The sequence below is a fragment of the Bradyrhizobium sp. USDA 4486 genome (assembly GCF_054057995.1).
On sequence record NZ_JBSRZV010000001.1, the window covers coordinates 2,463,247 to 2,482,410 of the forward strand.

Annotated in this window: 11 protein-coding genes; 3 read left to right on the plus strand and 8 right to left on the minus strand. The window is 65.1% G+C overall.

Going from position 1 to position 19,164, the window contains the following annotated elements; all coding sequences use genetic code 11:
* Positions 1-260: 260 nt before the first annotated feature.
* Positions 261-4,058 carry a YhdP family protein gene (locus ACVWY3_RS12125; protein ID WP_456843342.1) on the minus strand — a complete coding sequence of 1,266 codons (3,798 nt, stop codon included), beginning with the start codon at positions 4,056-4,058 and terminating at the stop codon, positions 261-263.
* Between the two features lie 204 nt (positions 4,059-4,262).
* Between ACVWY3_RS12125 and ACVWY3_RS12130 the strand changes: the two genes are divergently transcribed.
* Positions 4,263-4,943, plus strand: coding sequence for a peroxiredoxin (locus ACVWY3_RS12130; RefSeq protein WP_456838650.1), 681 nt, complete (start codon positions 4,263-4,265; stop codon positions 4,941-4,943).
* Positions 4,944-5,054: 111 nt separating this feature from the next.
* Complete coding sequence (locus ACVWY3_RS12135; protein ID WP_456838651.1) at positions 5,055-6,422, plus strand: peptidoglycan DD-metalloendopeptidase family protein; 1,368 nt, start codon at positions 5,055-5,057, stop codon at positions 6,420-6,422.
* Positions 6,423-6,518: 96 nt separating this feature from the next.
* Here ACVWY3_RS12135 and ACVWY3_RS12140 read toward each other — a convergent pair whose 3' ends face one another.
* The 7 genes from ACVWY3_RS12140 to ACVWY3_RS12170 form a co-directional block, all read right to left on the minus strand.
* Positions 6,519-7,754, minus strand: coding sequence for an ABC transporter substrate-binding protein (locus tag ACVWY3_RS12140; protein WP_456838652.1), 1,236 nt, complete (start codon positions 7,752-7,754; stop codon positions 6,519-6,521).
* 108 nt (positions 7,755-7,862) lie between these two features.
* The gene (locus ACVWY3_RS12145) at positions 7,863-8,774 is read right to left on the minus strand and encodes a DMT family transporter (RefSeq protein WP_456838653.1); all 912 of its coding nucleotides are present in this window, start codon (positions 8,772-8,774) and stop codon (positions 7,863-7,865) included.
* Between the two features lie 129 nt (positions 8,775-8,903).
* Positions 8,904-9,059, minus strand: coding sequence for a hypothetical protein (locus ACVWY3_RS12150; protein ID WP_456838654.1), 156 nt, complete (start codon positions 9,057-9,059; stop codon positions 8,904-8,906).
* Entirely contained in the window at positions 9,060-10,043 is a 984-nt protein-coding gene (locus tag ACVWY3_RS12155) for an NAD(P)-dependent oxidoreductase (protein ID WP_456843343.1), read from the minus strand.
* A protein-coding gene (gene prfB / locus ACVWY3_RS12160; RefSeq protein WP_456838655.1) for a peptide chain release factor 2 occupies positions 9,944-11,078 on the minus strand; the annotation gives its coding sequence in 2 pieces (ribosomal slippage) (positions 9,944-11,008 and positions 11,010-11,078; 1,134 coding nt in all). Before prfB ends, ACVWY3_RS12155 begins: the two co-directional genes overlap by 100 nt.
* Positions 11,079-11,263: 185 nt before the next feature.
* On the minus strand, positions 11,264-13,774 hold the full coding sequence (locus tag ACVWY3_RS12165) for a penicillin-binding protein 1A (protein WP_456838656.1): 2,511 nt from the start codon (positions 13,772-13,774) through the stop codon (positions 11,264-11,266).
* 230 nt (positions 13,775-14,004) lie between these two features.
* Positions 14,005-15,300, minus strand: a complete 1,296-nt coding sequence (locus tag ACVWY3_RS12170) for an N-acetylmuramoyl-L-alanine amidase (RefSeq protein ID WP_456838657.1) — start codon at positions 15,298-15,300, stop codon at positions 14,005-14,007.
* A gap of 703 nt (positions 15,301-16,003) precedes the next feature.
* Here ACVWY3_RS12170 and ACVWY3_RS12175 point away from each other — a divergent pair.
* Positions 16,004-19,123, plus strand: a complete 3,120-nt coding sequence (locus ACVWY3_RS12175; protein ID WP_456838658.1) for an Rne/Rng family ribonuclease — start codon at positions 16,004-16,006, stop codon at positions 19,121-19,123.
* Positions 19,124-19,164: the final 41 nt, after the last annotated feature.

Here is a 19,164-nt window from a genome sequence, read left to right on the forward strand (position 1 = left end):
TGAGGCGATGAACGAATCGATTCATTGTCGCTCCGGCTAAACCCAATCAGCACCAAAGTTGGGGAATGACGTGCACGCAAAAGATACGGGTGCACGGCGACACATGGTTGCACACTTGCGCAGAGGGCTGCAGATGCCGTGTCGCGCGGCGCCGTCGCATGCCTACATTCATGATTGGTAAGAACTTTATGTGGATGGCGGGGACCTGTCCCGGCCATGACGCTGAGGAAACTCTGCGCTCCAACGCAGTCGCTTCGCCGCTACCGCCGCGCGAGGCTGCAACCGTTTGAGAGCTGGCGGCTCGAGCCGGTCGAGCCGTCGTTCGATTGCGACGGGAATTCCTCGAACGGCGAGTTCTGCTTGCCGGTGTTGAACTCCATGATCTTCCGGGTCACGCCGGGAAAGATCGCGGAGATCGGATTGACGCGCATGACGGGCGCGGCCGGCGTGCCGACAACCTCGTAGGTCACGCCGATCAGTCCCTCGTTATTGCCGCCGCCCAGGAACAAGCCGAGGACTGGAATCTGCCCGAACATGTTGTTCAATCCGTACATCGGCACGAAGGTACCGCTCATGCACACCTGGTTGCCGGGATAGTCGATCGAGCCTTCGATGGTGGCGCCGATCATCGGGCCCTTCACCACGCCGTCGCGGATGGTAAGCGAGCCGTTCTGCCGGGTGAATTCGGCGCGGAGCGCACTGAAGGAGACGCCGTTGCCGGTGCCGTTGGGCGCGCCGGCGGCGACGCGCTCGAGCTGCGCCTCGCCCTTCACCGTGAAGTCGCGCACGTTGATGAGGCCCTCGCGCGAGGTGTTCGGCTCCGCCGTCGGCGGCTCCATCGCCACCACCATCTGGCCGCCGAGGGCCTTGGTATAGGTGTCGGTGAAGCGCAGCAGCGCGCCGGCATTGTTGGTCTGGAGGTAGATCACCTCGCGATTGCCCTGGGCCCGGCCGCCGCGCAGGTCGGCCGCGACCGGCGAGTCGTTGCCGATCTTGCCGCTCAGCGTGAATGCCTTGATGGCCCCGCTGCGCTTCGACATCTTGGCATCGACGCTGCGCATCGCCTCGCCGTTGAAACCCATGACGGCACCAAGTTTCAGGTCGATGTCGAAATCGACGTTCTTCAGCTTGTTCTTGGAATCATCCTTGGAATTGCCCGAGATCGCCGATTTCAGGAAGCCGCGGCCGTCGAAGACGTCGCCCCGCATCGTACCCTTGACCACGCCGTCCTGGCTGCGCTCGACCTTCAACGACGCCTTGTCGCCGTCGGACGGCGAATAGGTCGGGAAGTTCGCATTCATGAGGTCGCCGTTCGGATCGACCTCGAGCGAGCCCTTGATCGAAGCGCCGGCGCCCTCGATGACGATGTCCTCGAAACGGGTCGACTGCGCCGTCGGCACCACCTTGAAGCTGGCCCTGCCCGACTTGCCCGGCGGCTTGACCCAACCGGGCAGGATGTTGTCGAGCCTGACCGCGGTCAGGTCTGCTTCGATGCCGAGCTTGGTGGTCTGGTCGGGACCGCCGGCGATCTTGCCCGACAGCTTGATCGGCAGCGAGCCGCTCACGGCGGGGCTCAGATCGAAGCCGAAACGCGCCCGGCTCGCATCGTCCAGCGTCGCCTGCAACCGTACATCCGCATCGCCCTCGGCCGGCTTGCGGTAGTCGAGCGAGGCCGCCTGCCCGTTGATCTTGACGTCGCCCTTGACCTGATAGCCCTGATTGTTGGCGGTGATCTTGAGGTTGTTGGCCTCCAGCTTCTGGTTCATCACCAGCTTGTCGGCTGAGAAGCCGTTGAGATCGGCGGTGACGGCATAGACGGTATCGGCCTTGGTCAGCTCGCCCTTGACCGGCAAGCCGAGCTGAATGTTCGCCGTGAACGTCCCTTTGCTGGTGTTGGGATCGACGACCGTCGCGGACAGATCGCTGAGGCGATCATTGGCGAGCATTTCGGCTGCCGCCGGCACCGGACCCTCGACGCGGAACCTGGTGCGCGAGGGCGACGGCTTGGGCGCCATGTCGGGCACCTCGAAGACGAAATCGGAGATCGTCACCTTGCGGCCTGCAGGCGTGTCGGCAATGCCCTGGCCGATGTTCACCGTCGCGGTGCGGCCGGTGACGCGCGCCTTCAGATCGGCATCGTGCACGACGGGCATGCCATCCACGGGCCGGACCGCGACGCCGCTCGCCACGATGTTGACGGAAAGGCCGTCGTCGGGAATCGGCGGGCCCTTGCGCGGCAGGTTCCTCGTCGGCGAATTGATGCCGATCTCGATGCGCTGCAGCGTGCCGCGCTCGATCCGCTCGATCACCCATTCGCGCAGCTCGGGCACGACGAGCGTCGGCCACATCCGCTTGAGCGCGGAGGCCGACATCGGCGTGCCGGCAAAGCCCAGCGTCAGGCGCGGCTCGCCGGAATAATCGATGGCGCCGGTACCGGCGACCCCGATCTCGCCATTGCTGATGTCGGCCTGCGTCAGCACGATGCGCTTGTGGTCGGTGTCGAAGCGAAAGCCGATCGCGATGCGGTTGAAGACCAATGGCGGCTCGTTGTCGATGCCGCCGAGCAGGATCGACCCGCCGCTGAAGCCAAGCTGCCAGTCATTGACGGTGCCGTTCGGCGGCTCGAGATGGGCCAGCAGCGTCAGACGGTTCGCGCCCGAGAGGATCTTGAACGGCGCGACCAGCACCCGCCGATTGGCATCCCATTCGATGTTGATCTCGGCCTGGTCGATCGCCATCGGGTAATCCGGCGTATCGGTGTCGATGATGTCGCCGGCGCCGACCGCGATCTTGCCGCGGAAGAAGGTCGGCACACCGTCACGGCCAAGCTCGCCCTTGAGCTCGCCTGTCAGCGGCAGGTCGGCAGTGTAAGTGAGGTCCTTGACCCGCAACGCCAGCAGGATGTTGGAGGTGGAGACTTTGTCGGCCTTGATGTCGACCGAGCGCACGCCGTTCTCGGCGGGACCGATCGTGGCCCGCAGCATCCACGGACGCGCGCCCTCCTCGCCAAGGTTGAGCGTGACGCCGCCACGGCTCGGCCGGCGCAGGCTGAGCGTGATGTTCTCAAAGGTCCATTTGCTGCCGCGCTGCTGATCGTCGACGATCAGATTGCCGTTCTTCAGGCCGATCTCGTTGAGGTTCTGGCCATCGAGACCGGTCATGCTCAGGCTGTCGAGCCAGTCGAGGCCTTGAAGGATGCCGCTCTGCGCGGTTGCCTGAGGGGCGGCTTGCGAGGCATCCGGGGTCGCAGGCGCGGTCGCAAACGGCGGCGGCGGGACGCCATTGCGCGGGAACGTCGGCGGCAGGCCCGCGTCCTTCTTGGACGCAACACCGGTTGCAAGCGGTTTGGCGGTGTCGCCGGCAGAGACGGTGACGGTGCCGTCCGGCGCGATGCGGATCGCGAGCTCGGCGTCGACGAGATTGAGGCTCTCGGCGCGCAAATGGCCCATCAGGAGGCCGGCGCCCGACAGCTTCACCTCCGCCTTCGGCGCGGTGGCGACGATGGCATGATCGTGGTCGCGGACGACGATGTCGCGGATGCGCACGGCGATACGGACCCGGCCGGCCCGCTCGATCTGGGTGCCGCCGACTTCAACCGTATTGCCGTGACCGATATTGTCCTCGATCGCCGCGGCCAACCAGGGCGTTGCGATGTCGAGATTGATCGGACCGGCGCCAAGCCGCCACCACAGCGCGCCGAAACAGCCGACGAAAATGACGACCAGGGTGCCTACGACGATGGCGATCCGGCGATACCAGCGTCCGCTCGGCAGCGCCCGTCGAAACGACGAGAAGCTGTCACCGATGCGAAAGCGCGAACTGGAGCGCGAGAGCAGGCGGCGCGCGCGATGGCCCGCCTCCTCCTCCTGATCCCGATCCCAGTCGGCCTCGTCCCACTCCGGCGGCCCCTGATAGCCGCCGCGCCGATCGAAATCCCGATTGTGATCCTGGGGCGACGTATTCCTTGCCATTGTCTCTCGATACAGGCGCCCATCATGGGATTGAGCGCCGCCCGGACCGCAGCCGTCGACAGGGATCGAAGCACCCCGCCCCGGCATTGCCGCCATACCTCGAATATTCCTGCTGTTCGTCATTTCGCCCCGGGAGCGCGTTCAACGAGCAGTGGGGTGGTGCGTGGAAATCCTTGTAACCATATTCCGGCGCCGTCAGACTTGCCCAGCCAAGGGCGAGAATCCGGCGTGCCGGACGAGAGCTGCAATACCGCTTTGGTTGACCCGCGGAAAGCGTCGAAAGGAAGGCGTATGTCCAAGAAATCCCGAAAGAAATCGTCCAAAACGCCCTCCGGCAGTCCGACCGCTAAAAAGAGAACCCTGAAAACGCGGGCATCTAGTCAAACAAAGCGCGCCCAAACCCGGCGGGCACCGGCCAGCAAATCACCCGCGAGCATAGCAAAGACAGCATCACATGGGGCCGCATCGAAACAGTTAAATTCCTCCAGATCGGGCGCAGCCGCGAAGGCCGCTCTGACTGAGGGCGAGAAGGCCCCCGCGTTCCGCCTGCCCCGCGACGGCGGCGATGTCGTCACGCTGTCCGACTATGCCGGCCGTAAGCTCGTCCTGTTCTTCTATCCCCGCGCCGACACGCCCGGCTGCACCAGGGAGGCGATCGACTTCACGCGGCTTGCCGAGGACTTCGCCAAGTCTGGCACCGCCGTGCTCGGTATCTCCGCCGATCCGTTAAAGGCGCAGGAGAAGTTCCGCGATAAGCACAAGCTCGGCGTTCCTCTCATCTCGGATGAGAAACACGAGATGCTGGAAGCGTACGGAGCCTGGGGCGAAAAATCCATGTACGGCAAGAGCTTCGCCGGGATTCTTCGGACCACGATTTTGATCGGGAGCGACGGCAAGATCGCCAGGATCTGGCGCAACGTCCGGGTCGACGGCCACGCCGAGCAGGTGCTCGAAGCAGCAAGAAGTCTTTAACCAGCCCGTTAAGTTCTAATGGTTCCGTTTCCGGAAAATTAACCATGACCAGCCCAGATTGCTGCGGCAATTGAGCCGCAAGGAACCCATCCGACCGGCGCGGGAGTGCCGATGTCGAAAAGTTCTGCCCAATACTCGCAGTACCCCCAACATCATCCTCACGATCACGGACGGGCTTTTCACCGGCGTCCCGTCGCTGTCGCAGCGACTGCTGCGATTCCCCTCCCCGAAGCCGATGACGCCTACACCATTGTCCATCACGGCAAGCAAGTTCGCCTTGGCCCCGTCGTGTTCTGGATCGTGGTCGGGACCGTCGTGCTGCTCGGGCTGTGGTCGGCGGCCACGGCCACCTATTTTGCCTTTCGCGACGACGTCCTGACGCGGCTGATCGCCCGCCAGGCCGAGATGCAATACGCCTATGAGGACCGCATCGCCGAGCTGCGTGCCAAGGTCGACCGCACCACCAGCCGGCAATTGCTCGACCAGGAACAGTTCGAACAGAAGCTCGACCAGATCATGAAGCGCCAGACGGCGCTGGAGTCTCGGGCGACGGCGCTCGGCGCCATGCCCGACGTGACCGGATCGATCCCGCGCTCGGCCCCGCAGCGCGGCGATGCCGGTCAGAGCACGATGCAGGGCACGCCCAAGCCGTCACCGATCAGCGATACCGTGATCTTCGTAGCGCCGCCTGATCGCGAGGCGCGGCTCGAGTCGCGCGCACCGACTGCGGCAGCTCCGCCGACCAGCCAGTTTGCCAAGAACCAGGGTTTTGACAACGTCCTGGTCCGGCTCACGAGCTCTCTCGACCAGGTCGAGCGTCGGCAGATGGCGGCGCTCAGCGCCGTCGAGGAAGGCATGGATTCGCGGATGCGCCGGATGCGCGGCGTGGTCAGCGATCTCGGCTTGAACCTCGCCAATCTCGAAGCCGCCGTGCCGCGCAGCGCCATGGGCGGCCCGTTCGTGCCGGTCAAACTCTCAGCGAATGCCGGGCCGTTCGAGAAGCAGCTCAACCGCATCAACGTCACCCGCGCCGAGATGGACCGGCTCAATCGCACGCTGGCGCTGGTGCCCTATCGCAAGCCCGTCATCGGCGAGGTCGAGTTCACCTCCGGCTTCGGCGTGCGCAGCGACCCTTTCCTCGGCCGGCCCGCGATGCATACCGGGCTCGACTTCCGCGCCGCGACAGGCGATCCCGTTCGCGCCACCGCCTATGGCAAGGTGGTCTCGGCCGGCTGGTCAGGCGGCTACGGCCGCATGGTCGAGGTCGACCACGGCAACGGGCTTTCGACCCGCTACGGCCATCTCTCGGAGATCAGCGTCAAGGTCGGCGAGATCGTCAAGATCGGCCAGGTCGTCGGTCTCGTCGGCTCGACCGGCCGATCCACTGGTCCACATCTGCACTACGAAACCCGCATCGACGGCGAAGCGGTCGATCCGCAGAAATTCCTGCGCGCCGGCGTGCGCCTCAGCGCGGGCTAAATCCGGCCCGGAAGGGCCGCGCGAGCGCAAAGCGCGCAGCGGTTTTCCTGCTCAGCATGGTGCTGCAGGCAAAGACTGAACGCTACCGGGCCGTCACTACTGGCTGCGCTCGTGGCCGACCTCGCCGGTGATGACCTCGCCGAACAGCTCCCAGGCCTGCCCGTTGAAGCGCATCAGCTGCATCTGCTCGATCGGGAAATAATCGTCCGGCGAGGTGTTGACCATGATGCCCGGGAGCATCAGGTCGGTGTGGAAATCCTTCAGGTTCGCGGCCTGCTTCATGACGTTCTCGCGCGTGAGATTGTCGCCGCACTGCTTCAGGACCTGCGCCATCGCTTCGGCCTGCACATAGCCATAGAGGTTGTTGGCATTGGTCTTGTCACCTTCGGGATAGTACTTGTCCATGAACGCACGCCACGCGATCACCGCCGGATCCTTGTCCCAGGTCGGGTCGGTCGGATCCTTCAGATACGCGGTCGAGATGATGTCCTTGGAATATTCGAGCCCGGCAGGCTTGAGCACCGAGGCGATGGATGTCGCGGTGTTGGCGAGGAAGAATTTCGGCTTCCAGCCGAGCTCGCCGACCTTGCGGATCGCCTGCGCCGAACCTTTCGGTGCGGCCCATGAGAAGAAGATGTCGGCGCCGGAATCGTGCAAGGCCACGATCTGCGAGTCGATCGAAGGATCGCTCACCTCATAGGATTTGTCGGCGATGATCATGTTGGCCTTGTCGCCGAGGCCGTCCTTCAGGCCCTTGAACTGGTCCTTGCCGGCGTCGTCGTTTTGCCAGAACACCGCGATCTTGCTGTTCGGAAAACGATCGCGAATGTATTTTGCGTAAATCCGGCCCTCACTCTGGTAGTTGGGCTGAAAGCCCATGGTCCAGGGGAAATTCTTGGGGTCTCCGAACTTGGTGCCGCCGGAGGCAACGAAGAGCTGCGGCACCTTCTTCGCGTTCATGTATTTCATGATCGCGGAGTTCGAGGGCGTGCCGAGCGCCTGGAAGATCAGGAGGACCTCGTCGCTCTCGACCAGCTTGCGCGCCTGCTCGATCGCCTTCGGCGGCGAATAGGCGTCGTCATAGCTGATGAAGTTGATCTTGCGCCCGTTGATGCCGCCCTGGTCGTTGATCATCTTGAAGAACGCGGCCTCGGTCTTGCCGATCACGCCATAGGACGACGCCGGCCCGCTATAGGGCATGATGTTGCCGATCTTGATTTCGGTGTCGGAGGCGCCGGGATCGTATTTCTTCTGCGCCAAGGCCGGTGTCGCGGCGAGCGCTCCGGCGACAAGCAGGACGAGGGCAGCGAGATTCTTGCGACGACCCGGCATTGGTCTCTCCCCTATGTTTTGTAGTCTTGTTTTGCAGGCACTGTCGCAAGCACGCCCGCAACTGGCAAGCGCCGCGATTTTCCGCGGGATGAAACGCCGCGTCGGAACTTAAGCGATGCGACGCAGCAAGCCGAGCATGCGTCCGTCAATCACCAAGAGCGCGCTGCCGATGACGATCGCACCCGCGATCTCTTGCGCGGAGATCGGCTCGGCCAGCACCAGCCAACCCAGCAGGATGCCAGTGACGGGAATGAGCAGCGTCACCAGCATGACGTTGGTCGCACCCGAGCGCCGCAGGATCTGAAAGAAGACGATGTAGGCGAGCGCTGTCGACGGCCCGGCAAGACCAAGCACCGCGAGCCAGGTCGCAAGACCTGGCATCGGAAGCCGCCACGGCTGCTCCGCCGCGCTGGCGACGATCGCCATCATCACCGTGGACGCCATCAGCTGAAAGGTCGCCGTGCCAAGTGGAGCTGTGTCCTTCGGCAGCCGCCGCGCCGCCAGGGCCGCAAGGCCATAGCTGAACGCGCCGCCGAGGCAAAGCAGGATGCCGAGCCCCTGCCCCGGCCGCGTCTCGATGCCCCATCCACGCAGGATGACCACGCCGACGATGCCCAGGGTCACTCCGGCGAGCCGCCGCACCTGCAGGGCCTCCTCGCCGGCCGTGGCCATCACCATCACCGTGAACAGCGGCGTGGTCGCATTCAGGATAGATGCCAGCCCGCTTGGAACAAAGGTCTGGCCGATCACGATCAGCGAGAACGGAATGACATTGTTGAGCAGTCCGATCTCGACGAACGGCCTCCAGCCTCCGATACCCTTTGGAAGACTGATGCCCTGCATCCGGAGCAACGGGAGCAGAATGGCGGCGCCGAGCGCGACGCGCAAGAACACGAGCGTCAGCGGCGGCAATTCCCGCAGCGCCGCACCATTGAAGAAGAACGAGCCGCCCCAGAGGACCGAGAGCACCGCGAGCAGCGACCAGTCTCGCGCATCGATCCGGTGGTCGTTTGGGGACATGCGTATCGCCTCTGCGGCCAAGCCTGCCGCCTAGGACGTCACAGCCAACTTTGCCACCCGATTTCCGAGAACGTGATGAGGACCGTCGTGTTCGGGCATCGCCTGCGATGTCGGCGACCACCGCCCCGATCACATCGCGAGGATCGCGAGGCCGTGGCTGCCGACATGGGCGATGTCGTGGGCGAGCGGCAGGCTGACGAGGCTGCCGATGAAATTCGAGAGCGCAGCCGCCGCTACCGCCGAGACCGCGTCCTCATCAGGGCTGCCCCATGTCGATGCGTCCACCTAAGACGGCTTCTTCGGCCGCGACACCAGCTCGATCATCTTGCCTTCATCGTCATCCGGCATCGCCGCTTTCGCCTGCGCGTAGGCCTCGACCGCGGCGCGCGCGACAAGCGGCTCGCAGGCCAGGAGGCTCTCGGCGAGCCTCACCGCATAGGCGGCATCCTTGTGCCGCAGCGCTGCCGTAAACGTCGCGCCGCTGAAATCGCGTGCGACCATGCGCTTCGAATGCCGCTGCACCTGCGGGCTCGCGGCAACGCCCGCCTGGATCGACTCCAGCACGAGGTTCATGTCGAGCCCGGCCTGCTCGGCGATCGCGAGACCCTCGGCGAGCCCTGCGATCTGGATCGCGCCCATGAGATTGTTGATGAGCTTGTAGACGGTGCCGGAGCCGACCGCGCCGAAATGGCGGATGGTCGAGCCGATCGGTTCGAGGAACGGGCGCGCGCGTTCGAGATCGGCTGCATTGGCGCCGACCAGCAGCGTCAGCTTCCCGGCCGCTGCCGCATCCGGCAAGCCCGTCACGGGGCAATCGATATAGATCAGCCCGCGCGCGTTGAGCTCACGGCCCATCTCGCGGGCATGGTCATAAGAGACGGTGGAGCATTCGATCGCGATGGTGCCGGCCTTGGCCGTCTTGGCCGCGCCCTCGGGCCCGAGCCAGACCGTGCGCGAGGCCTCGTCGTCGGCAACCATGGTCACGACCGCGTCGGCATCGATCGCGGCATCCTCGGGCGAGGTCGCCCACAGCGCGCCGCGGGCGATCAAATCTTCGGCCTTTGCCTTGCTGCGATTCCACAGCGTCACCGTGAAGCCGGCATCGAGATAGCGGCCGGCCATGCCGTGGCCCATCCGCCCAAGCCCGATGAAGGCTACGCGCATCATCGCTAGTCCACGTCCTCGACGTCGCCCGCTGTGGTGCCGAAGGCGCGCTGCGCCAAGGTGGCGGCCATGAACTCGTCGAGATCGCCGCCGAGCACCCCTGATGTGTCGGAGGTCTGCACGCCCGTACGCAGATCCTTCACCATCTGGTAGGGCTGCAGCACATAGGAGCGAATCTGGTGGCCCCAACCGATATCGGTCTTGGCGGCCTGGTCGGCAGCTGCCTTCTCCTCGCGCTTCTTCAGCTCGATTTCATAAAGGCGCGCGCGCAGCATGTCCCACGCCTGCGCGCGGTTCTTGTGCTGGGAGCGGCCGGCCTGGCAGACCACCGCGACGCCGGTCGGAATATGCGTCAGGCGCACCGCGGATTCGGTCTTGTTGACGTGCTGGCCCCCGGCGCCGCCCGAGCGCATGGTGTCGATGCGGACGTCGGACTCCTTGATGTCGATCTTGATGCTGTCGTCGATGACGGGAAACACCTGCACGCTCGAAAACGAGGTGTGCCGCCGCGCGTTGGAATCGAACGGCGAGATGCGCACGAGGCGATGCACGCCAGCTTCCGTCTTCAGCCAGCCATAGGCGTTGTGACCGGAGACCTGGATGGTCGCGGACTTGATGCCAGCCTCTTCGCCCTCGGATTCTTCGAGCACCTCGACCTTGAAGCCGTGGGTCTCGGCCCAGCGCGTGTACATGCGCAGCAGCATCTGCGCCCAGTCCTGGCTCTCGGTGCCGCCGGCGCCGGCATGGACCTCGAGATAGGAATCGAAGCGGTCGGCCTCGCCCGAGAGCAGCGCCTCGAGCTCGCGCCGCGCGACCTCCTTCTTGAGGTTCTTGAGCGCAGCTTCGGCCTCGGCCACCACGCCGTCATCGCCCTCGGCCTCGCCGAGCCCCTCGATCATGCCGATATCGTCTTCGAGTTCCTGCTCGACCTTGCCAATGCCGGAGAGCGCGTCCTCAAGCGAGGTGCGCTCCTGCATCAGCTTCTGGGCTTTCTGGGGATCGTTCCAGAGGTTGGGATCTTCTGCGAGCTTGTTCAGCTCAGCGAGGCGGGCCGTCGATTTCTCGACGTCAAAGATGCCTCCTCAGCAGCCCGACTGACTGCTTGATCTCTTCTACCAACCGTTCGATTTCGGCGCGCATGTCGTTCTCTGGTCTCGCGGAATTGGTCCGCGTGGCGCACATGATCCGGGAAAGTGTGAGCGGTTTCCCGGCAAGATCATGCGCAAAACAAAATCCGTAGCGCGATGAACATCGCGCCCGCCGGGGATGTAACGGCGGCGGGGCCAAAGCGCAACCGCCCCCTCGCCCGCATCAGGTGTTATCCGCTACCACAGCCCGCCGGTGCCCGGCCGCATGAGGAAGCCCGAATCCGGCTGTTGCTGCTGCGAGGCCGGCATGCCGCCGCGCGCGTCGGCGTCGGCCACACCGATGACGGAATAATTATCCGGCGGCGCCGTGCCGGGCTTGAAGGCTTCGAGGATGGTTCCGCCGGTCTCGCCGGGACCGGCACGCATGCCGGTCTTGGCGACGACGCGCACCAGCTTGATGCCGGCCGGCACCTTGAACGGAACGGCGGGCTTGTCGGCGAGCGCGAGCTTGAGGAAATCGCGTGCGATCGGCGCAGCCAGATGACCGCCGGTCGCAGCGTTGCCCTTACCGAGCGCGCGCGGCTTGTCGTAGCCCATATAGATCGCGACCGCGACGTCGGGCGAGAAGCCGACGAACCAGGCGTCCTTGGCCTCGTTGGTGGTGCCGGTCTTGCCGGCGATGGGCTTGCCGACCTCCTTGACCACGGTCGCGGTACCGGCCTGCACCACGCCTTCCATCAGCTCGGTGATCTGATAGGCGGTCATGGAGTCCAGCACCTGCTCGCGGCGATCGATCAGCTGCGGCTCGGGCTGGTTCTTCCAGCCGCCAGGTGCGTCGCAGCCGCGGCATTCGCGCTGGTCGTGCTTGAAGATGGTGTGGCCATAGCGATCCTGGATACGGTCGATCAGGGTCGGCTTCACGCGGCGGCCGCCATTGGCAAGCATCGAATAGGCGGTCACCATGCGCATTGCCGTCGTCTCACCGGCGCCGAGCGCGTAGGAGAGATAGTTCGGCAGCTCGTCATAGACACCGAAGCGGCGGGCATATTCGCCGATCAGGGGCATGCCGATATCCTGCGCAAGGCGCACCGTCACCGTGTTGAGCGACTGCCGCAGCGCGTTGCGCAGCGTCACCGGTCCCTGGAACTTGCCCGAGGAGAAGTTTTCCGGCCGCCACACGCCGGCACCCTGGCCCTGATCGATCTCGATGGGCGCGTCGAGCACGACGGTCGACGGCGTGTAGCCGTTGTCGAGCGCGGCCGAATAGACGATCGGCTTGAACGACGAACCCGGCTGCCGGTAAGCCTGTGTGGCGCGGTTGAACTGGCTCTGGTCGAACGAGAAGCCGCCAACCATCGCGAGCACGCGGCCGGTCCAGGGATCCATCACCACCATCGCGCCGGACACCTCTGGGATCTGGCGCAGGCGGTACTGGCCTTCGACCGGCTGGCCTTCCTTGGTGTAGAGCGGATCGGCATAGATCACGTCGCCGGGCGCCAGCACCTGCGCCACTGATGTCGGTGTCTTGCCCTTGGCATTGCCCTGGGCCGCTCTCGCCCAGCGCACACCGTCGAGGGTGACGAGGCCGGTCTCGCGTTGCTTGCTGACGGCGCCGCCGAGTTCGCGGCTCGGCTGGAAGCCGATGCGCGCCGACTGGTCGCTTGTCTCCAGCACCACCGCCATGCGCCACGGCGAGATGTCCGACAGCGACTTGATCTCGGCGAGCTTCACGCCCCAATCGCCGGAGATGTCGAGCTTGCTCATGGCGCCGCGATAGCCCTGCTGCTCGTCGTAGTTCACGAGGCCGGCGACCATGGTCTTGCGCGCCATGACCTGAATCTTGGGATCGAGCGTGGTGCGGACCGAGAGGCCGCCCTCATACAGTTTCTTCTCGCCGTAACGCTCGAAGATGTCGCGGCGGACTTCCTCGGCGAAATATTCGCCGGCGAAGGTGTGGGCGCCGTTGGAGCGGTTGGTGACGGCCAGCGGCTCCTTGCGCGCCTTGTCGGCGTCGGCCTGCTTGATCCAGCCGTTCTCCAGGAGACGATCGATCACGTAGTTGCGGCGCTCGATGGCGCGGTCGCGGTTACGCACAGGATGCAGCGTTGCCGGCATCTTCGGCAGCGCCGCAAGATAGGAGGCTTCCGCCACCGTCAGCTCGTTCACCGACTTGTCGAAATAGACCAGCGAAGCGGCCGCGATGCCGTAGGCGCCGAGGCCGAGATAGATCTCGTTCAGGTACAGCTCGAGGATCTTGTCCTTCGAATAGGTCTTCTCGATACGCATCGCCAGCAAGGCTTCCTTGATCTTGCGGGCGAAGGAGACCTCGTTGGTCAGCAGGAAGTTCTTGGCAACCTGCTGAGTGATCGTGGACGCACCCTGCGGACGGCGGTTGGAGCCGTAGTTCTGCAGATAAAGCAATCCGGCGCGCGCCATGCCGGTGTAATCGATGCCGCCATGCTCGTAGAAATTCTTGTCCTCAGCCGCCAGGAAGGCGTTGATCACGAGCTTCGGCACCGCCTGGATCGGCAAATAAAGACGCCGCTCCTTGGCATATTCGCCGAGCAGCGAGCCGTCGACCGCGTGCACACGCGTCATCACCGGCGGCTCGTAGTCCTGAAGCTGGGAGTAGTCGGGCAAGTCCTTGGAGAAATGCCAGATCAGGCCTGCCACGGCTCCGACACCGACAAGGAACACCACCGTTCCCGCGGCGAACAGGAAGCCCATGAACCGCACAAGCAAGCGCATTATGTGTTTATCCGTTCAAAAGTCTGGATCAGCCCAGTCAGCCCCTCGGCACCCAAAACTGGCGCCAACCTCACGTCGCGAATTCAACGGCCTACGCAATCACATCAAGCTGGGCCTAAAGACGCTTGTCGAGCGGGATTCTCTCCGATTCCGGAACCCCCTGCGGCATTTTTTATAAAGCGTCCGCTGTGGCCAAACTAGGGCCTTTGCGGCGGGACGGAAAAACCCTTTTAATTCGAGGAGCCGGCGGTGGCCATCCGCTTGGCCAGGAACCCGTCAATGGCCTGCGCCATCGAGGCCACGGCCTTTGACCGCCAGCCCTCCGATACGAGGTGCTCGAGGTCGCCCTTGTTGGAGACGTAGCCGATCTCGACCAGGACGGACGGAACGTCAGGCGCCTTCAGGACCCGGAAACCGGCTGATTTCAGGGGATGCTTGTGCATCCGCACGCTCGACTTCATTTCAGCCATCAACAGGCGAGCGAAACGGTTTGAAAACGTACGGGTTTCTCGCTGGGTGAGGTCGATCAGGATGTCGGCGACGTCAGTCGGCTCCTCAGCCAGATTGAACCCCGCGATGGCATCTGCCCGGTTTTCCGCATCCGCCAGCCGCTGCGCCTCGGCGTCGGAGGCCTTGTCGGACAGCGTATAGATGGTGGCGCCCTGCGCGTCACCCTCGGCCTTGGGCAGCGCGTCGGCGTGGATCGAGACGAACAGGGCCGCCTTCAGATTGCGGGCGATCTTGGTCCGATCATTGAGCGGAATGAAGGTGTCGTCGTCCCGCGTCATCACCACACGATATTTGCCGGCCTTCTCGAGCCTGTCGCGGAGCGCCAGGCCGAAGGCCAGCACCAGGTTCTTCTCGCTCTCGCCGCTCGACTGGGTGCCGTTATCGATGCCGCCGTGGCCGGGATCGATCACGACCACCGGACGGCTATCGGCCTTCTGCTGCGTCGCTTCAGGCGCCGAGGCGGCCGGAACCGTGGCGGGCGGCGCGTCGGCGACTGCGGGCCGCAGGTCCGGGCGGGTCTGCGGAGGAATCGTGGGCACGAAAGCGGTGCGATCGACCTCCTCCAGCTCGAGAACGAGCCGCGCCGGCTGGCCATTGGCCGCCTCCAGCACGTAGGAATTGGCGATCTTGGCGGGTCCCGTCAGGTCGAACACGATTCGCGAGCCGCCGGGCATGACGAGGCCGTAACGGAAGGCCTTGACCAGCCCCCGCCCCGCAATCCCGGTGCCGGCGGGCAGCTGAAAATTGAGCTGCGGTACGTCGACCACGACCCGGTACGGGTCGGCCAGGGTCACCGTGCGGAAGGTGACGGTCTGATTGAGGTCAAGGACGAAGCGGGTCTGCCTGGCATCGCCGGCGAGGCGCGCGGCCGAGGCGATAGGAAAATTCGCCACCGCCGCAGCAGGTTGCGGCTGGCTTTCCGCCGCGCTCAGCCGCCAGGAATCAGCGCACGCCAATAGTGCAGTGCACAGCAGCGCGCTCCCCAGCAAAAGCCTTTGATTTGTGCGGCTCGCCACCGATTCCGTGCCTCCGAGCAGCCCTTTTAACGCAATAGAACCACAGGGTTAATCGGTCCTTAATGACAGAAATGCGAAACTCGCCGACTGTGACCGGCGTGCGACGCTCCCTTGCACGGTTGGCCCATTCCACGTATGTACGGAATGCTGACGGCCGATATTTTCGGTTGTGTCGCATTCAGCCTCCCGGTGCAGCGCCGGAGCTCCCAAGATTTGGGAATCCAGCGTTTTCCGTTCCCCTCTAAGACCAGCGCGGTGCGCGGCAGCGAGGTGGAGCGGAGCAAGCCCCGATGGTGGACGGTCCCTGGTTACCTCAGCGTGTCCGGGACGGTTCTGACAGCGGCGTGACCATTTACCCGGTCCCTTAATCCCAAGGGAGCGGTTCGTGATCCCCAAGGCGAGCGCGCTCGCGCCATGCCTGGCCTGCAGCAACTGATTGAGGGGCGGCCTCGCCGCCCAATGCTTCATACGGGCCGACGCTTGATGCGCCAGACTGTGCCGACGAATTCTGAAGGACCATTCGCGACGCTGCGGAGTGACAATCCCGCGCGCCGCCTCGGTCCTGAAGCTTCCGGTTCGGCAAGGCGCGAGAGACGGCGTTTCGGCCTTCCCCTCACCCCCGAATCAGGTGGACCGTCGCGTCACCCGGCAGCGCAATTCGCGCCCACGGTCGAGCGCGCCCGCCGCCGCCAAGAGTTAAGACATGCCCAACAAGATGTTGATCGATGCCACCCACCCGGAAGAGACCCGGGTCGTCGTGGTCCGCGGCAATCGCGTCGAAGAGTTTGATTTCGAGACCGCGCAACGCAAGCAACTGCGCGGGAATATCTACCTCGCCAAGGTCACAAGGGTCGAACCTTCGCTTCAGGCTGCCTTCGTCGAATATGGCGGCAACCGCCACGGCTTCCTCGCCTTCAGCGAAATCCATCCCGACTACTACCAGATCCCGGTCGCCGACCGGCAGGCGCTGATCGAGGCCGAGGAACAGGCCCATCGCGAAGCCGAGGAAGAGAGCGAGAACCGCTCCCACAGCCGCCGCCGCTCGCGCCACCGTAATGCCCGCCGCCGCGGCCACGGCGAGCGCGTCCGCAGCGACATCGTCGAAGGCCTCGAGGCCGGCGCCGATCCCGTGGCCCGGCCGGTCGAGGGCGAGATCCTGCACACCGAGGCCGCCTCGCACGAGGGCGAGCACCTGCTCGCTGATGCGGAGCATGACGGCGAGCATGACAGCCACGAACATCACGACCACGAGCATGGCGAACATGATCACCACGATCATGACCATGAAGCGCATGGGCACGACGACCACCATCATGCCCATGATGACGATCACGCGCAGGATCATGACGATCACCATCGTGACGATGAGCACGATCATCACGACCATGATCATGCCGAGACGCCCGCGCCTGTCGCAGCGATCGGCGCCGAGCCCGTGGTCCCAGCCGAGACTGCTCCCGGGCCGCAGGAAGCCCAGACCTTCGAAGCTCACACCTCCGAAGCACATGCCGAGGCTCTGGCCGAAGCCGTAACCGCCGCCACTGAACCGGCCGATGCCGTCTACGCATCTGGCGATGTCACCGAGGCGCCGCATGCCGAGGCCGCGGACACCGCTGGTGAAGACGACGAGGACGAGGACGGCGAGGAAGCCGAAGAGGAAGTCGTCGAATCCGTCGGCGGTGACGACGTTCTGGAGGAAGTGCCGGAGCGCACCTTCCGGCCCCGCCGCCAGTACAAGATCCAGGAAGTCATCAAGCGCCGCCAGGTGATGCTGGTGCAGGTGGTCAAGGAAGAGCGCGGCAACAAGGGCGCGGCGCTCACGACCTATCTCTCGCTCGCCGGCCGCTATGCCGTGCTGATGCCGAACACCGCCCGTGGCGGCGGCATCAGCCGCAAGATCACGAGCGCACAGGACCGCTCGCGCCTGAAGGAGGTGGTGCAGGATCTCGACGTGCCCGAGGGCATGGGCATCATTCTGCGCACCGCAGGCGCCTCCCGAACCAAGCCGGAGATCAAGCGCGATTTCGAATATCTGATCCGGATGTGGGAGACGGTGCGCGACCTGACGCTGAAGTCGCAGGCCCCGACCCTCGTCTACGAGGAAGGCTCGCTGATCAAGCGCTCGCTGCGCGACCTCTATAACAAGGAGATCGACGAGATCCAGGTCGCCGGCGAAGCCGGCTACCGCGAAGCGCGCGATTTCATGAAGATGCTGATGCCGGCCAACGTCAGCGCGGTGAAGCAGTATCGCGACGGCCAGCCACTGTTCTCGCGCATGGGCGTCGAAAGCCAATTGGACGCGATGTTCTCGCCGACCGTGCAGCTGCGCTCCGGCGGCTATGTCGTGATTAACCAGACCGAGGCGCTGGTCTCGATCGACGTCAACTCGGGACGTTCGACGCGCGAGCACCACATCGAGGACACCGCGCTCAAGACCAATCTGGAAGCGGCCGAAGAGGTCGCCCGCCAGCTCCGCCTGCGCGACCTCGCCGGCCTGATCGTCATCGACTTCATCGACATGGACGAGAAGCGCAACAACCGTGCGGTCGAGCGCAAGCTGTCCGATTGCCTGAGGCAGGATCGCGCCCGCATCCAGGTCGGCCGCATCTCGCATTTCGGCCTGTTGGAAATGTCGCGCCAGCGCATCCGAGCCAGCGTGCTGGAATCCTCGACCGATCCGTGTCCGCATTGCGGCGGCACCGGCCACGTCCGCTCGGTGTCCTCGGTGGCGCTGCAGCTCTTGCGCGGCCTCGAAGAGATCCTGATGAAGGGCGCGACCCACAATCTCGTGGTCCGCACCCGCACCGACGTCGCGCTCTATGTGCTGAACCACAAGCGCGGCCATCTGCGCGACCTCGAGAACAGCTTCAAGGTCACGCTGTCTGTCATTGCCGACCAGAGCGTCAGCGGCCCGCAGGCATACGTCATCGACCGCGGCGAGCAGGTGCATACGCTCGAAGCCGCCAAGGCGCTGCTCGCAGCGCAGGCTGCCGCGAGCCCGCCGCCGCTGGCTGAAGACGCCTATGACGACGAGGAGTTCGATCCGGAGCTGGAATCCGAGGTCGAGAGCGAGGAGACTGAGGGTCTTTCCGAGGAGCAGCAGGCTGTCGGCGAAGCCGGGCCCGAGCAGGACGGCCAGCGCCGCAGACGCCGCCGTCGCCGCCGCGGCCGCGGTGGGCAGCGCGATGGCGAGCTGCGCGAGGACAGCCCGCCTACCCTTCCCGAGGCGGCCGTGGCCGCCGGCGAAGGCGAGGACGACGCCGAATCCGAGCAGGATGTCGAGGAAGGCGAGGAGCAGGCCGCTCGTGGCGAGCAGCAAGGTAGCGGCGAGCGCCGGCGCCGGCGTGGTCGCCGCGGCGGACGCCGTCGGCGTGGCGGTGGCGAGGAAGGTCTCGCCGGCTCCATCGGCGACGAGCTCGCGGGCAATGCGCCGCCGGAAGCGAGCAACGCAGTCGCCGATTTCGACGGTCTCGGCAACGAAGCTGCGCCCTCGATTGCACAGGCCGAGCATGTCGCCGAGCCGCAGCCTGCGCCGCGCGCTGAGGTGCCGACCGAGGCGCCGGCCCAGCCGGAGCCCGCTCCCACTGCAGCGGCCGAAGAGCCCGCCGACGACAAGGCCGCGCGACGCCGCTCCACGGTCCGGGAAAAGGTGAGCTTCCTGACGAGCAGCCCGAGCGAGCCCGCAGCGCCGGTTGCGCAGGCGAGCGAGCCGGTTGCTCCGCCCGCGCCGGCCCCTGAACCCGCGCCGGAAACGACGATCGAGACTCCGGCCGCGCCGCGTCGCGCCGGCTGGTGGTCTCGCCGCTTCGGCGGCGGCGAGTAACAGGAACATCCAGACGAAACCGCCCGGCCAAACCGGGCGGT

Coding starts and splice junctions, on each gene's coding strand:
- ACVWY3_RS12175 (WP_456838658.1), top strand. CDS start 16,004: ATGCCCAACAAGATGTTGATCGATGCCACCCACCCGGAAGAGACCCGG.
- ACVWY3_RS12140 (WP_456838652.1), bottom strand. CDS start 7,754: ATGCCGGGTCGTCGCAAGAATCTCGCTGCCCTCGTCCTGCTTGTCGCC.
- ACVWY3_RS12135 (WP_456838651.1), top strand. CDS start 5,055: ATGTCGAAAAGTTCTGCCCAATACTCGCAGTACCCCCAACATCATCCT.
- ACVWY3_RS12165 (WP_456838656.1), bottom strand. CDS start 13,774: ATGCGCTTGCTTGTGCGGTTCATGGGCTTCCTGTTCGCCGCGGGAACG.
- ACVWY3_RS12145 (WP_456838653.1), bottom strand. CDS start 8,774: ATGTCCCCAAACGACCACCGGATCGATGCGCGAGACTGGTCGCTGCTC.
- ACVWY3_RS12130 (WP_456838650.1), top strand. CDS start 4,263: ATGTCCAAGAAATCCCGAAAGAAATCGTCCAAAACGCCCTCCGGCAGT.
- ACVWY3_RS12125 (WP_456843342.1), bottom strand. CDS start 4,058: ATGCCGGGGCGGGGTGCTTCGATCCCTGTCGACGGCTGCGGTCCGGGC.